Annotated in this window: 10 protein-coding genes; 4 read left to right on the top strand and 6 right to left on the bottom strand. The window is 63.2% G+C overall.

Features of this window, described 5'->3' with window-relative positions:
- Positions 1–34 precede the first annotated feature (34 nt).
- The 5 genes from E3T51_RS00560 to E3T51_RS00540 all read right to left on the bottom strand — a co-directional run bounded on the left by E3T51_RS00560 (position 35) and on the right by E3T51_RS00540 (position 9,731).
- A complete protein-coding gene (locus E3T51_RS00560; RefSeq protein ID WP_241989088.1) occupies positions 35–538 on the bottom strand; it encodes a hypothetical protein in 504 nt (167 codons plus the stop codon).
- A 47-nt stretch (positions 539–585) separates the two neighbouring features.
- A complete protein-coding gene (locus E3T51_RS00555) occupies positions 586–1,209 on the bottom strand; it encodes a LysE family translocator (RefSeq protein ID WP_134526114.1) in 624 nt (207 codons plus the stop codon).
- Between the two features lie 163 nt (positions 1,210–1,372).
- A complete protein-coding gene (locus E3T51_RS00550) occupies positions 1,373–7,726 on the bottom strand; it encodes a DUF3320 domain-containing protein (protein WP_134526112.1) in 6,354 nt (2,117 codons plus the stop codon).
- 144 nt (positions 7,727–7,870) lie between these two features.
- Positions 7,871–8,389 carry a hypothetical protein gene (locus E3T51_RS00545; RefSeq protein WP_134473282.1) on the bottom strand — a complete coding sequence of 173 codons (519 nt, stop codon included), beginning with the start codon at positions 8,387–8,389 and terminating at the stop codon, positions 7,871–7,873.
- A 340-nt stretch (positions 8,390–8,729) separates the two neighbouring features.
- Positions 8,730–9,731, bottom strand: a complete 1,002-nt coding sequence (locus tag E3T51_RS00540) for a sigma factor-like helix-turn-helix DNA-binding protein (protein WP_134526109.1) — start codon at positions 9,729–9,731, stop codon at positions 8,730–8,732.
- A gap of 510 nt (positions 9,732–10,241) precedes the next feature.
- On the opposite strand from E3T51_RS00540, the gene E3T51_RS00535 reads away from it, so the two are divergent.
- Positions 10,242–10,631, top strand: coding sequence for a hypothetical protein (locus E3T51_RS00535; RefSeq protein ID WP_134526106.1), 390 nt, complete (start codon positions 10,242–10,244; stop codon positions 10,629–10,631).
- A 45-nt stretch (positions 10,632–10,676) separates the two neighbouring features.
- On the opposite strand, the gene E3T51_RS00530 is transcribed toward E3T51_RS00535, so the two are convergent.
- The gene (locus tag E3T51_RS00530) at positions 10,677–11,303 is read right to left on the bottom strand and encodes an NUDIX hydrolase (RefSeq protein ID WP_134526103.1); all 627 of its coding nucleotides are present in this window, start codon (positions 11,301–11,303) and stop codon (positions 10,677–10,679) included.
- A gap of 91 nt (positions 11,304–11,394) precedes the next feature.
- Here E3T51_RS00530 and E3T51_RS00525 point away from each other — a divergent pair, with 91 nt between their 5' ends.
- Genes E3T51_RS00525 through E3T51_RS16910 form a run of 3 tightly spaced genes read left to right on the top strand, consistent with a single transcriptional unit; the run spans position 11,395 to position 14,603 of the window.
- Positions 11,395–12,825, top strand: coding sequence for an ADP-ribosylglycohydrolase family protein (locus E3T51_RS00525; RefSeq protein WP_198417814.1), 1,431 nt, complete (start codon positions 11,395–11,397; stop codon positions 12,823–12,825).
- Positions 12,826–12,849: 24 nt separating this feature from the next.
- Positions 12,850–13,632, top strand: coding sequence for a TY-Chap2 family putative peptide chaperone (locus tag E3T51_RS00520; protein ID WP_134526100.1), 783 nt, complete (start codon positions 12,850–12,852; stop codon positions 13,630–13,632).
- A gap of 26 nt (positions 13,633–13,658) precedes the next feature.
- Positions 13,659–14,603 (top strand): 5' nucleotidase, NT5C type, encoded by a 945-nt coding sequence (locus tag E3T51_RS16910; RefSeq protein ID WP_198417813.1) that lies wholly within the window; start codon positions 13,659–13,661, stop codon positions 14,601–14,603.
- The last annotated feature ends 197 nt before the right edge of the window (positions 14,604–14,800 follow it).

The following is a 14,800-nucleotide window of genomic DNA, read 5'->3' as shown; positions in this document are numbered from 1 at the left end:
CGCCGTCGACCGCGCCCAGCTATCGGCCATTCGTCTATTCTGTGCCGGCCGAGGCGGCGCGCGCAGCCCGAATGATCAGCACGATCAGGGCAAGCAGGGAAGCCGCACTCACCAGGTACAAAGCCATGCCCCACGGGGAGTGATCGGCGCCCGAAATCATGAACGTGTCGGCAAGCGACATGCCGGGGCCGAACGAGACGAAGAAATGCCCGGGAGCAGCGAACACCAGCAGCACGAGATAAGCCGCCACGACTGGTCCCACCCGACTGGTGCGGCGCATGGTCGCGACCAGCAGGATCACTCCGGCCAGCAGCAGCCCGATGCCAGCCCAGGTGACGACTCCGTTTGCGCTGAGGCTTTCATCGGCACGGGCCATATCCGCGCGAATCTGCCCGAGCGTCGCGCCGGGCACTGCGGCCAGCGGATTCCACACCAGAATCTGCAGCGCCCCGGCAATCGTGTACACCATAACGACCGCAAAGCCCACGGCCGCCGCCCTGACTGCGCGTCGCGGTGGTCGTATCTCGGTGTTACTCATCAGGCAAGCGTACCGAGCATCCGTTCAGAGAAGCGGATGCCGGTGCCTCAGTGCACCAGCACCAACAGCAGCGCCACGGTCACGAACAGCGCGCCGAATGTGCGGTTGAGGATGAGCTGCCCGCGGGCAGTGTTCGTAAAGCGCTGGAACGATTTCGCAGCCACCGCGAAGAAAAACCACATCACCACGATGTCGATCAGCACGACGGTGATGCTCAGCACCAGGTATTGGGGGAGCAGCGGCTGCTCCGGCCGAATGAACTGCGGCATGAACGCGAGAAAGAAGACGAGCGCCTTGGGGTTGAGCAGGTTCACCCAGAAGCCGCGGCGAAACATCGACCAGGCCGGCTCCCTGGTCAGCGGCGCGGTCGGGTCCCGCTTTGGGTCGGGCTTCTGTACAAAAAGTCGGATGCCGAGGAACACCAGGTAGGCGGCCCCGGCATAACGAATGACATTGAACAGCACGGGGGAACCGGCGACCAGCACCCCGACGCCGAGCGCCACCACGATGATGTGCACGATGAGCGCAGCCTGCTGCCCGAAAATTCCCCAGATCGAGCGACGAAACCCGCTGGTCAGCGAGTTGTTCATGGTGTTGATCGCGCCCGCGCCCGGGGTAAAGCTAATCAGCACGCCGGCGCCCGCGAGGGCCAGCCAGAGGGAAAGTTGCACACGTTAGCGTAGCGCGGGTGCGCGTCGGGGTTCGCATGCGGCGGATTCCCCGGCTTGCGTCACAAGATGGACCGGGTCGGGCAGACCCGAGGGCCACATTGCCACCGAGCGCGGATTCCGTATCCCAGCCGAGGCCCAACGAATGCGCATGACAGAGCGACGGTCAACCCAATGGTCCACTCACGATGACTCCGGAACCAGCCCGTTCCAATCGCCCGGATCCCAGCCCGTAAATGAGGGCCTCGTTGAGCCGCAGACCAATCGCCTCGGTCACTCTGTTTCCACCGAACAGCGCCAGAGCCTCCCGTTTCAGTTCGGTTTCATCCATGCCGGCAGCGGATGCCGTGGTGTGGAGCATCGCATTCGCAATCTCCACCAGTGAGACGTGGTTAATCAGCCGCAAACCGCCAATCCGGGTGCGCCGTGCCACGAGCCACGTGGCCGGGTCGATCTCGGTCGGCCAATGAAAAGGTTCGTCGCCTTTATGCTGAAGGTCTTCGGGGACGCACCGCAAGATGGCCGCAGCGCGTGCCTGAGCCACTCGATCCAGCCCGAATTCGCTCGCCACGAGCTTTGCAAGGCGCACACTGTGAACCGGTCCTTCGGCCGCTACCACGGCACGAATGATCGCCTGCACCCGGGCGGATGATCGGGGCAACTCGTCGAGAACACTTACCGACCCGCGGTAGCTCGGCTTCCAGTCGACATAGGGCACGATCAGCGGATTGCTGGGCGTGGCGACCGGCATGCCTCGAACTACGGATGAGATCGCTACTGCTGAGGGATGCCTCGGCGAGACATGAACGGACGAGACCGTTACGACGTCAGGTGCGAGAACAGCAGGCCCATGGGCGGCAGACGCTACGGCCTCGGCGAGCCGGTCCAGCGTCGACTCACGCTGGTGCAGCCACTCCGGCATCCACACGCGTTCCACACCGGGCCAGCGCATCAGGCCATGCAGTACATCGACGGGCAGGCCGTCACGATCGGAGACGGTTCGCCGCGCCCGCCAGTTCGGTCCATCGAGCAGCACAGCTACCAGTGGGCGGTCGGGGGCCGCAGCATCCGCGATGCTTATATCCACGCGAAACTCCGACAAACCCACATCGGTCTGCACGGCAAAGCCGCGCGCGCGAAGCTCGGCGGCGATGTCGTCGCGATGACGATCGACCACTGACTGGCGCCGAACATCATCGTGCATGACATCGGTGCCTCGGTCGGCCATTTCGAGGTATGCCTTGAGATGCTTGATACCAACGGAGCTGGTGTCTTGTGCCCGCAAGACGCCGGGATCGAAGCTCGCGAACAAGACCACCTCGCGCCGGGCGCGCGTGATTGCTACGTTCAGGCGTCGCTCACCGCCCGCCCGTGAAAGTGGCCCGAAGTTGAGCGGCACCACACCCTTGTCGTTGGCGCTGAACGCGATCGAGAACAGAATGCTGTCGCGTTCGTCACCCTGCACGTTCTCGAGGTTCTTCACGAACAGGCCGTCGGGTTCGTCCAGCGCGTGTTCAATGCGCTCGTCCGGGCTGTCACGCAGCATATTCTCGATCAGGTTGCGCTGTTGCGCGTTAAAAGTAATCACGCCCACCGAGGGTGACTCTGTCGGCGACAAACGAAAGCGCTTCTGAATGTCGTCCACGATCGTGGTGGCCTCGACGAGGTTGGTGCGCAATGTTTTGCCCTTGCCGCCCCGCTCGAAATACCCGTTCACCCGCACCAGTGAGACGCCGTGGCCGGCAATAGCGGCGCCCGATCCCAACGGCGCTGGGAACGATGACAATCGACTCTCGTAGTAGTAGTGGTTGCTGAAGGCGATCAGCGACTCGTCCTGACTGCGGTAGTGCCACGACAGCCACTTGCTGGCGACTCTGGCGTGCACGCACTCCGTGAGAATCGACTCCTCATCGACGACCACTTCCAAAGCAGTGTCCACTTCGTCATCAATACTCGCGCTCGCTTCAGCGAAACTGGTTGGCGGCATCTGCTTGCTGTCACCGACCACGACGACGGATGCCGCGCGCCCCATGGCACCGATTGCATCGGCTACCCGAATCTGCGATGCCTCGTCGAAGACGACTATGTCGAAGAGGCCGGCCTGGGCCGGAAAGAAACGCGCCACCGATTCGGGGCTCATGAGGGTACAAGGCATGACCTGGGTGATGAGTTCGCCATAGTTCTGAAGCAGGGCGCGCACGCTCATCCCGCCGCGCTGCCGGTCGAGCTGGCGTCGCAAACCTCCTACCTGACCCGAGAGCACTGTTGTATCGAATCGGCGAAGAGCTAGCACGTCGGCCGGTATGGAACGCGGTAATTCGGCACGTACCAGACCCGTGCTCGTCGTAAACCGGCCGATGGTTTTGTTGTGTGCGGCGACGTTGAAGTCGCCGAGGGCGGTGGCCTCTTCGCGCTCGGAGATAGACGTGATGGCGACGCCCTTGTCGAAGGCGAGCGCCGCATCATCCGCTGGGATAAGGCCGGCGAGCAGGGCTGCGCGGGCCTCGGTCAGCCCGTTGCGCACCAACGGTTCGAGGTGCCGTACCAAGCCGAGCCAACGATTGAGAGTCACCGGCTGGGCCGCTTCGACGTGGCGAGCAGCGCGGGTCGCTGTCCAGCGCGCGGTGAAACCGAGATCCCCCGCCCAGAGAGCGAGCGTCTCCGGGCGAAGATCGGTCGCTGTGCAGAGCTGGGCCCACGCGTCTTCGAGCCGGTCCAATTCGCCCTGACCGGCGCCCACTGTGCTCGCCGCGTAATACTGGCGAAGATCAGCCGTGCCCGCGTTGCCCGTCAGGTTGAGAGCATCGCCGATCCATTCCAGCCACGCGATATCCGTCGCGAGCTTTGCCGCGGACTCGGTGATGAACGGGTTCCACCCGACATCCACGAGCGCAATCGGCAATTTGAGCGCCGCATCGCGCAGGCTGGCGGCCGCCGCGTGCGAAGCCGCTAGGGCGCCGGTCAGCACCGACAGAGTTTTCAGCGGCACAGTGCGCGGGTCGACGGTGAGCTCACCTGAGAGAATTGCCAGAACCGCGCGGCGCTTTTTCTTGCGGCCGAAAAACCCCGACTGGTCGGCGACCAAGGCCGCGGCGTGAACGGCCGGCACATCGAAAGCGAGTACCGTCGGTTTTGCAAATGCGCGCCATTCCGGCGCTGTTGCCGTCACAAGCGCGAGTTGCTGCTCCAGCGCCGCGAGGTAGACCTTCCAATCGTCACGGTGCAAGGAGTCGACGATCGACAACGGGTATCTCGGTGCTGCAGCGAGGTCGCTCCATTCGCCGATCAGCTCCGGCGAATTGCGCCGGTTGAGTGCCTCGAGACTGAATCCTGCTGTTTGAGCCGCATCGAGGGCGGTGTCGAACGCGCGGGCTGCCGTGTGAATTGCGGCAGCGTCGAGTACGTGGGTTGCCCGTTCGTCCACGAAACCCCACGGATGCGTCGGGCTGGGCCGGGCCAGATCACTCACCTCCGGCAGGCTTCGCAAAACCTGTCGCAGCTCCGCGAAGACTGCGGGGGTGCTATCGGCGACGAGGGAGGCGGGAATCTCGAGGGCGGTCACGTCAGCATCAGCTGCCAGCTCGTAGGAGCGTGCACCGTAGAGCGAGAGGCCGGCCGGGTTCACCTCGTGCAGGCGATCAGCGTAGCGGGCGAGGGCTCCGCGGCTGGAGGCTGCGGCTTCAACATTGGTTTGCAGCGCCGAAGTGTCGGGCTGGATATGCAGGTCGAGTGCAGCCCGAACCTGGGCACGCACCGCTGCCGGGCGGGCGTTCTTGTCGTGGAGGTCGAGCGAAAAGTCGCCGAGGCCCACGTTTTCGAGACGCTTCTTCACGACATCGAGCGCCGCGCGCTTCTCGGCCACGAACAACACGCGCTTGCCCGCCGCGAGCGAACGAGCGAGCAGGTTCGTGATGGTCTGCGATTTGCCGGTTCCGGGCGGGCCCTCCAGCACGAAGGTACGCCCCTGCACCGCTTCGGCGACGGCTTCCAGCTGTGACGAGTCTGCGGGTACTGGCACGGTTCCGCCGAGGTCGTCCAGATCAACAGTGGATGCCGCCGCGACCGGGTCAGCGTACGCGGAGGTCGGCGAGTTGATCAGGTGCGCGACGAGGCTGTTCTGCGATAGCGTCTCCCAGTTCTCATCGAGGTCTTTCCAGAGGCGAAACTTGGCGAACTGCAGAATCGACAGGTCGGCACTCTCCTCGACGCGAAACGGCAGCCCGGCCGTTGCGATGGCCTCACGTACGGCCGTGAAGGCGGCATGCAGATCAATGCCGGACGCGTCTTCCGTAGGGTTGGACAGACCCGGAATCTCGAGACCGAAACTCAATCGCAGCTTCTCGAGCAGGCAATAGTTGGGGGTCGAAGCGCCGGCATCGTCGATGGTGAGTTTGTAGGAGGTGCCCCGGCTGGCGCTCGTCATGTTAACGGGAATGAGCACCAGGGGTGAGCGCAGGTCGCGGTCATTGAAGGTCCAGTGCAGCATGCCGAATGCGAGATAGAGGTTATTGGCTCCGGTCTCTTCCACAACGGTGCGGGCCTTGTTGGCCAGGTAGCGCAGCTTGGTCGTATAGGCGGCCCCCGTGATGTCGACGAAGGCGCTCTTCTTATCGGCGAGCATCATCTCGCGTGCTTCTTCGGGCAGATCGCGCCCAAAGCGGATGCCGCGCACCTCGTCGATCTTCGGCACCGCGTCGGAAGGCAGGAGCGTGATCGGGGTGCCGGCGCTGATCGCGTCTTCGAGTCGTGCCACGGCCGGAGCGGGCACCGCCAGCGAATAGCCGGACCGATCGGTGTAGTTGATGAGCTTGTTGCGCAGGCTCAGGTCGAGCAGCGCATTCTTCCACTGGCTCACTCGGGCGGGTACCGCGGTCGAGCCGGGCGCGGCATCTGTCGAGTTCTTTCCGTAGTACGGGTCGATTGCGCGGCCGGGGGCCGGCTGGTACACGGTGACGGTGACCTCGCCATCAGCGGTCGACCCGCGGCTGGGCAGCGGAAAGATGTAGCTTTCGCGGGCCTGACGAATGTCGGTGACACCGAGAAACTTGTCGAGTCCGGCCGCGAGGTGCACGGTGTGGGGAATGCGGCGGGCCTCTGCAAACGTCTTGGAGTCGGTACCGCCGGTAAGCGCGGTCGTTTCGAGAAGTCCAATGGCGCCGAGGTCGACGAGGTTCACGACGTCCGCCACATCGGTAACTGCGATGGCGCCGAGCGAGGAGTCGATGCGCCAGTAGCCGATAAATATATGGCCCTGCAGTAGCCAAAGCGTGGAGTTAAGCCCGACTTGCTCGAGCGCGGCAGCGAGGGTCACTGTGGTGTCGAGGCAGGTGCCGAGTCTTCCCACGAGAACCTCCTCGGGCGTGCGCACCTTCTGCCCGCTGTTCCCCCAACTGGCTGGCGGCTCGGCATAGCGAATGTCGCGGGCCCGCATCGCATCCCAGATGGCGGCGACGGTTTCGTCGATGCGCTCGGCGGTTTCGAGCTGGTAGCCCGACAGCGCTGAATCTCCCGTGCGTTCCTGCAGCAGGTCGGAGGCCTCGCGCAACAGCGGCGCAATCATCGCCGCGTTCGGCTGCACGTAGGCCGCGAGCAGCTCTAGGCCCAGGTTCACGGGCGTGGCGACCCACTGGTTTTGGGCGAGTATCTGCACGTCAACGGATGCCTCGGCGAGCACGGTTCCCGCGTGGTCGCGCAGGGTGGCACGGATCAGACCGGGGCGTTGCTCCTCAACGGCCAGCATGCGCGCCGGGTCGAGAATGAGGTCGATCGCACGCAGAGTCGTGGACTGCTTCTCTCCGAGGTCGGCGAGCAGCACCTTCGGTCCGCCTAGCGAGCCGTTGGCGGTGACCACGTCGACCTCCAGTGAGGCCCCCCGAGTTTCAGTGCCGAGGTTCTCGATGACGATCTCATCGACGATGGGTATGCGGCAATGCGCCATGGCGTAGCTCAGAAATGGCACGGATTTGATGGTGATCCGGGCGGCACCCGTGGCAGCATCGGGGACTGACTCCGCAGGGTCGCTGACGTTGCTGGGGGTGCCCGCATCGTCGCCGGCGAGTTTCTCGGCTGGGGGCGCCGTCGTCACTGGCAGAACGCTCGCCTTGATTATGCCGACCGCGTGCGCCTGCACATCGGCTCCGATGCACTGCAGCAACAGTTCCGCCGAGTCAACGGCGCGATACGCCGTCTGAGCTGTGAACTCCTGGGTGTGGGCCCACTGGTTTCGCACCTCGCGCAGTTCGCTGGCATAGGTCTGGCCTTGGCGCGGCAAGTCCTGGTCGAAGGGAAACCCGAGTTCGCCCACCCGTTCGGTCATGGAGCGAAGCAGCAGTGACAGGTCGCGTGGAGAGTAAAAACCGCCGCGTCGCCCGGCGAGCTGGTCTTTGCGCTCGAGAAGGCTCGTCCACGACACTTCCGCCGGTAGCTTGGCGGCGAACACGCGCTCTACGAACGGCTGTAGCCCCTCGATGAGCAGCCCCAGTGCATCGCCGACCGTTGCGTGGTAATCGATCTCGCTCACAGATTCCCCTTGTTCTAAGTGCCACTCGTGCAGTGACCATCGTGTCATCGCATGCCGACCGCTCGACGGCCCCCGGTGCGCATTGTCATCGAGCTTATTGCCCGCGCAGGATCACTGCTCTATGGTGCCCACGGGGGCCAGCTGTCAACTGTTGTGGTCGTCAAATTCCTCTTGCGCCTCATCCAAGACATCTGTGGCCTCACTGATCGCGCTGTCAATCAGGTCATCGGCGTTCCGTTGAGCATCGTCTCGCAGCTCGACAGCCTCTTGCCGAGCCGTTTGGATCAGTTCCGTGGCTTCCTGCTCGGCCGTTTCGAGCAATTCGGCGGCTTCTTCTTCTGCGGTTTCGAGCAACTCAGAGGCATCAGTGAGACCCGTTTCTAGCAGATCAGTAGCTTCTCGGGCCGCGGCTTTGAGAATTTTTGATCCACGCCCGGTGGCTGCCCGGGTCTGCTCGATCGTCTCTCGCATCCCTTGCACATCGAGCCGTCGAATCTCCGCAAAGAGGGCTTCCATCTGGGCTTGGATCGGGCGGCTGCGCGTCTCGATAATACCGACTTGCTCATCCGGTGTCGCGGCCGCCGTGATGTCAGCGGTAACTAAAGCCGCGTCCTCTGAAAGACGCCCAAGTTCGTCAAGAATTTGCAGTTTTCGGTTGTTCAAGTAAGGATCCCCATCGAATGGTGCCAATTGCTGGCGTGCGGTGCCCTGATGGCGTTGAACCGGTCGGTCTGACCAGTTATACGCGCGAGCTTTCAACCAGAGTGTATTAGCCCCACGGCCAGCTCACCGAGACCCGTTTTCACCGCCAAATCTAGCGCGGGGATCAGCCCCGCGGCCCATACGAGATTCATGTCGTCGAAGGTGACCGACAAGCGGTTCGAAGTATGGATAAGTTGCATCGGGTGGATTGAGAGTGCCACTGTTGCCGAGACCACCCCACCGTACGTCTGTTCGCCGATTCGCGGCGTGGATTCTGCACGAGCCTATTACTCACGGTGCATCAGTTTGGAGCAATTACCGGGTTCGTCTTGGGAGCCGACCTCATCATCTCTCCCCAAGATCCGTACAGATTGCGCATTGAAGAGACTGACGGCCGCCGAAAGCCCGCGGCGGTCTGGGCTTGGGCCCACGGCCCGTAGTTGGCAACCGCAGGGCTGATGCCATTCGCATGGACGTGACTCTTGAAGGCAAGTACGGCATCGTCATAGTCTTCCTGTGTGAACTGCACAAGTCCTTTCGGGCGTCCTTTCGCGGCCGTGCTGATGCCCATTTCGACCAGTGCTTCGTTCCAGCCGCCGAATCGTTTCATCACGGTCTGGCGCGTGGGCGGCCAGGGCGAAACTCCCTTGTCGGAGACCAGTCCAAATGCGGCGACTAGCTGTTCCCTCAATTCCTGATAGCGAGCTCCGGTGATCGTTATTTCCGGATGGTCAATAGCGTGACGCTGAGCAGCGCCTATCAGTCCCAGAATGGTGGCCAGGTCGTCATCGCTTATCGTTGCGTCCCCGAGGGCGTGCGGAAGCTCATCGAAGGCCTCATCGCCCAAGTTCGCGGCCGCCCATTCACCGTCCGGAGCCAACGATAGCTCGGAACCGAGCAGATACCAGAGGCCGGCGATGATGGTCGCATCTGAAAACCGGTTCTCCATGGACTTCTTATCGAAGATGATCCCCGAGCCCGCCAGCGCATCGTCGGCGACGGCGACGTTGATATCGGGGAAGACAGCCTTGAGACGAGTGATAACGGATGGTCGCGAGTAGCCGCGAGCGGCAAGATCGGCAGCAATACTCCCGAAACGTTCGAGAAAGGCCAAACGCGTTGCGCCCTGCGCCAAAAGCCCCGACTCCAGGCGCTTTGCGCGGGCTTCGCCAGCGCCTGCGCCGCCCAACTTCTTGACGATCTGCCGCACCCGTTCTCTGGTGATTCCATACTCCTCGCCGATGGAATCGAGGGTTTCACCGTTTGAATAGCGGGCGGCCATGTCCTGATCGCGGGTTTGCATCAATTCGGCATTTCTCGTTTCGGTGTTCGGCACTTGACTTGGAGGTTGGAATGATTCGCAGCTTACTGGTGCCCTCCGACACTGGCGTCCGTTGCTCCTAAATATGAGCGCGCGCGGGCACTCAGCCTGAGTGTATTGCCACGCACCCGCCTTGGTGTCCGAAGGTTTTGTGGGGCGTGCGAACCATATCTCGCGACGCAGCTCGGCCCCCGGCCCTATTTAGTTCCCCCACAAATTCCCCGCTGCCCAAAGCGGCAATGACGCCTTGCGAGCCGAGCCAGCGTCAAACCCGCATCCACCCGTAGCCTCTAGGAGGCAGCACCGACGCCCAACAACCTAGTGCGGCGATCGCCCGCTCCGGTCATGCCTCGGCGTTCCGACGGTTCCTGCAACTCATAGACAACCTCGCAGTCGAACGCGGAGCTACAAGGGTTGGTCTTGTGCGCACCCGGCGAGTATCTCGAGAGTGCTGCTTATATCTGCCAGCCGGACCGATGCTTCCGGGACAGTGTGACGCTTACAGAATTTTATGCCGACCAGGAGATCAAACCCGAGATTGCAGAGATCCTCTACATAAAGGAGTCCATCGTGTTCAACTTGGCCGAGGCTTACGCACGCTTGAACTCGATACACGCTGAGGTGCGCCGGGTCGGGGGACTAATTCACGAAGAGGTCGCTAGGGCAACCCGAAATTCGGGGGAGGCATACAAGGTGGTATTTCTGTCGTCCCGCGAGAGCGAAGAGACATTCGTGATGCCCCGCGCGGTGCGCAGCGATATGAAGACTGCAAACGGCAAGCCGTGGGGTTGGACACTCTCACAGCGATACGTCAGCCACGATGATTTGATGCGCGGCCCAAAGTTTGCGTCACAACTTGGCTTGGTTAGCGACGAAGCATAAGAGGCGGACAATTTCGAGAGATACCGTGACCGGCAGCCGGGCAGCTCAGAGTTCCACGTGCCGAAACAGCTTCGCGGGCTTGCCGACCAAGCCAGGCTGATAAGCATCCGTTTCCACCAGCTCACCGAGCACGCGCCGACGGAAGGTGTCCTTGCCGAGCGGTTCACCCGCGATCGCCGAGTGCAGCCGCAACAGCTCGAGCAGTGTGAACTCCGGGCCGAGCAGCCGCTCGGGATCGGCCGAGGCCCGGTACGAAGCCCGCAGTGTGCTGACCGCCAGCTCGAGAATCAAGTCGTGGTCGAAGGCCAGGCCGCGAACCTCTGACATCGGTGTCAGTTCGGCCTTCGAGATGGATGCCTGCGGCGCCGCCACCAAGTGCGCCACCGAGATGACCCAGCCCCGCGTATCCCGATTGGGGGCGTCGAACACCTGCAACTGGCGCGGGCGCAGACCCATAATATGGGCCTTGTCGTGCAGGGAGCGGAGTACGGCGTCGGCCAGAGTTTCGCGCTCGTGCACGAAGGTTCCCGGCAACCGCCGCCTCTTTTCGTTCTGCACGAGGGCCACACAAAGCACTCCCTCTCTTACTGCGAGCACGGCCGTATCCACGGCCACAGACGGGCGCGGGTAATCGGTCAAGAGCTTGTCTGAACTGTCTCGATACGTGGCCACTGGCTAATTATCGCAGATCTGAGCTAATTCTTCCAAATGTGAGCTACATTGGAGATAGATCGAAACCGATCTAAAAAATAGGGGAGACCAGATGAATCACACACCTCAACGCCTCAGCACCGCGCAACGCGACCGCGCCGCCGGTGTGCTCCTCGGAATGGCCTGCGGCGACGCGCTCGGCGCTGGCTACGAATTCGGGCCGCCCCTGCCCGACGGCACCCCAGTGCGCATGAAGGGCGGAGGGGGCTTCGCCTGGAAACCGGGGGAGTGGACCGACGACACCTCCATGGCTGTCCCCATCGCCCAGGCTGCCGCGGACGGTCTGGACCTCCGCGACGAGAACGTTCTCGACGGCATCGTCGCCCAATGGGTCGACTGGGCGAAGACGGCGCCCGACGTGGGGATTCAGCTGCGGGCGGTGCTGTCGAAGACCGAGCCCACGGCATCAGCTGTGCGTGCGGTTGCGAAGGCGCACCACGAACGACACGGGCGCAGCGGCGGCAACGGTTCGCTCATGCGCACCGCTCCGGTGGCCCTCGCGTACCTCGACGACTCGGTGGCGCTCGCCGAGGCGGCCCGCTCCATCAGCAGCCTCACCCACTATGAGGCGGATGCCGGCGATGCCTGCGTGCTCTGGTGCCTCGCCATTCGGCACGCGGTGCTCGAGGGCGAACTTGACGTGCGCGTAGGCCTTCAGTTTCTGCCCGACGACCGGCGGGACCTCTGGGAAACCCGTATCGCGGTGGCCGAAATTAGCCAGCCGTCAGACTTCGCTCACAACGGCTGGGTGGTCGAGGCGCTGCAGGGCGCGTGGTCGGCGATCAGCACCACCAAAGCGACGGATGCGACGCACCTGCGCCTCGCACTCGAAGCCGCGGTGCGCGGTGGCCGCGACACCGATACCGTGGCGGCCATCGCCGGCGGGCTTCTCGGTGCGCGCTGGGGCGCATCCGCTGTTCCCACCGAGTGGCGCCGGATCGTGCACGGCTGGCCCCGCCTGACCGCCGCGGACCTGGTGCGGCTCGGTGAACGAGCTACCGGAGACACCGAGACCGAACGCCACGACTATGCCTACCTCGGTGATGTTTCGACTTTGGTGCAACACCCGCACGACGACGGCGTCTGGCTCGGCGCGGCCGGAGCCCTCGATAGGCTGCCCACCGAGATCGACGCCGTGGTTTCTCTCTGCCGGGTGGGCACCGCGCAGGTGCCCACCCGCATCCGTCACCACGTGGAGGTGCGCCTGATCGACAAGGACGCCCCCGCTGAGAACCCGAATCTCGACTTCGTGCTCCTCGACACAGTCCATGCCGTCGCAGCGCTGCGAGCGGAGGGACACACTGTGCTGCTGCACTGCGCGCAGGCACAAAGCCGTACGCCGTCGGTCGCGGCTCTGTACGCAGTCCTCTATAAGGGGGGTAGCGATCGACCGGGCGCTCACGGAAGTCTTGGAGGTGCTGCCGCGTACGACTCCGAAGCAGTTTCTGCAGGCCGCCATCAAGCGCGTGGCCGCCGGGCGTGACGTGACCAATAAGGAGACGAGAGCATGAGCAGCGAGGCATCGAACGATTCCGGCAACAACTTCGTGATTAATGAGAACGGTGACGGGGGAGGCGACGGGTACGAGGAGTACAACCCGCCCGCCGATCGCTTTCTCACCGCGCAGATCTGGTGGATCGCGAGCGAACTCGTGCGGCGTCACCCGCACCTGCGCATTTCTGGCCACGAGGTCCCCGGAGACGGCCGCCTCGTGATCGTGCACGACGAGCAGGACAGCATGAGCATCCAGTGGGATCTCGTGGGCGGCTGCAAATATCTGGTGAACGGCGTCGTCAACAACATCAGCTGGATCGAGATGATGGCGGCGGTCAGCCCGCACGAGACCATCAAGCGCATCGAGGTGGCCACCGGTCTCGGTATCCCCAAAGCCACCCCGGTCACCACGCCGCACTCGCTCACCTACCGGGTGATCGCCAGCGCGCTCGCCAGCGCGGTCGACGACCGGCACGAGTGGTATGCCGTGCCGGCACCGATGAACCCCTACGACGACCCCGACTGCCCCTACTTTCTGCCGTTTCCCACCGCTCTCAAGGCCCGCGACGACTACGCAGACGCAGCGGATGCCCAGATCGCGTCGACCGGCCGCGGCATCCACTTCTTCCAGCCGTTCTGGGCGCTGTTACGAAACCTCGAGCCGATCGCAATCTTCGATTCGGCCGGCGTGATCCACACGGTGATGGGGGCTACCGAGCTGATGCCGGCCTACGAAAACATTCACCGCAACCTCACGATCACCACGGCCCAGGTCCTGGGCCCCTACCTGTCATGATGACATTCGAACCAAGGAGCACCACTGTGACGAACCACGAACTGCCTGCACCGAAGAAGATCCTCTACATCGACCTCGACAACACGCTCGTCGACTTCCCGAGCGGAATTCGACGGCTGAGCCAGGAAGACAAGATCAAATTCGCGGACCACTACGACGACGCCCCCGGAATCTTCGCCCTGATGGACCCTCTGCCGGATGCCTTGGCGGCGTACCGCGAGCTGGCCCAACACTTCGACACCTACATCCTCTCCACGGCGCCGTGGCACAACGCCTCTGCTTGGCACGACAAGGTGCTGTGGGTGCAGAAGCACCTGGGTCTCACGAGCGAGACCGTCGCCTACAAGCGCCTGATCCTCTCGCACCACAAGAACCTCAACCGGGGTGACTTTCTGGTCGATGACCGTTCGGCCAACGGTGCCGGTGAGTTCGAAGGGGAGTGGCTGCAGTTCGGGCCGGATGCTCGGTTCCCGAACTGGGCATCCGTCACTGAGTACCTGCTGTCGCGTTCGCAGCCGTCAGTGCTGGACGTCGCGGTGAACCTGGCCCGTTCAGCGCACGCCGGACAGCGTGACAAGCTGGGCGTTTCGTATGTCTGCCACCCGCTCGCGGTGATGCGCCGAGTGAGCACCGACGACGAAAAGATCGTGGCTGCCCTGCACGACGTTGTCGAGGACACGGCAGTCACACTCGACTACCTGCGTACGCTCGGCTTCGAGGAACACGTCGTCGAGGCCGTGGATGCCATTACCAAGCGCACGGGGGAGCCGCTCGCCGAGTCGATGGCTCGGGTGGCGGCCAACCCGCTCGCGCTGATTGTGAAGAGGGCAGACATATCGCACAACGCGGATCCGGTGCGGCAGGCCGGGCTGTCAAACGAGGCGCGCCTGCGGCTCACGGAGAAGTACGAGAAATCGGCCGTGTACCTGGACTCCACCCTGGACAAGATCCTCGAGGAGCACAGGGCGTAAGCACTGCAATTCAGTGAGCGCGCGGCAGAAATGCCGCGTGCCTACGATGGTGGAACCTGGTCGCCCGGACACTATCGATGAAGAGACAGAAGAGCGACTTCAGGCGATCCAGAAGGACTCATCGGATCTCCATAATCCGCTGTAAATTCTAGGCTGTGTTGCACTTGAGATGCGGCACAGTAATAATCATCAGCATC

It is taken from the genome of Cryobacterium serini (assembly GCF_004404025.1).
Classification (GTDB): domain Bacteria; phylum Actinomycetota; class Actinomycetes; order Actinomycetales; family Microbacteriaceae; genus Cryobacterium; species Cryobacterium serini.
This window is presented reverse-complemented; position numbering and strand designations above follow the sequence as displayed.

What these genes read in the sequence shown, in the direction of transcription:
- E3T51_RS00520 (WP_134526100.1), top strand. Translation starts at nt 12,850, where the DNA reads ATGAGCAGCGAGGCATCGAACGATTCCGGCAACAACTTCGTGATTAAT.
- E3T51_RS00525 (WP_198417814.1), top strand. Translation starts at nt 11,395, where the DNA reads ATGAATCACACACCTCAACGCCTCAGCACCGCGCAACGCGACCGCGCC.
- E3T51_RS00540 (WP_134526109.1), bottom strand. Translation starts at nt 9,731, where the DNA reads ATGCAAACCCGCGATCAGGACATGGCCGCCCGCTATTCAAACGGTGAA.
- E3T51_RS00560 (WP_241989088.1), bottom strand. Translation starts at nt 538, where the DNA reads ATGAGTAACACCGAGATACGACCACCGCGACGCGCAGTCAGGGCGGCG.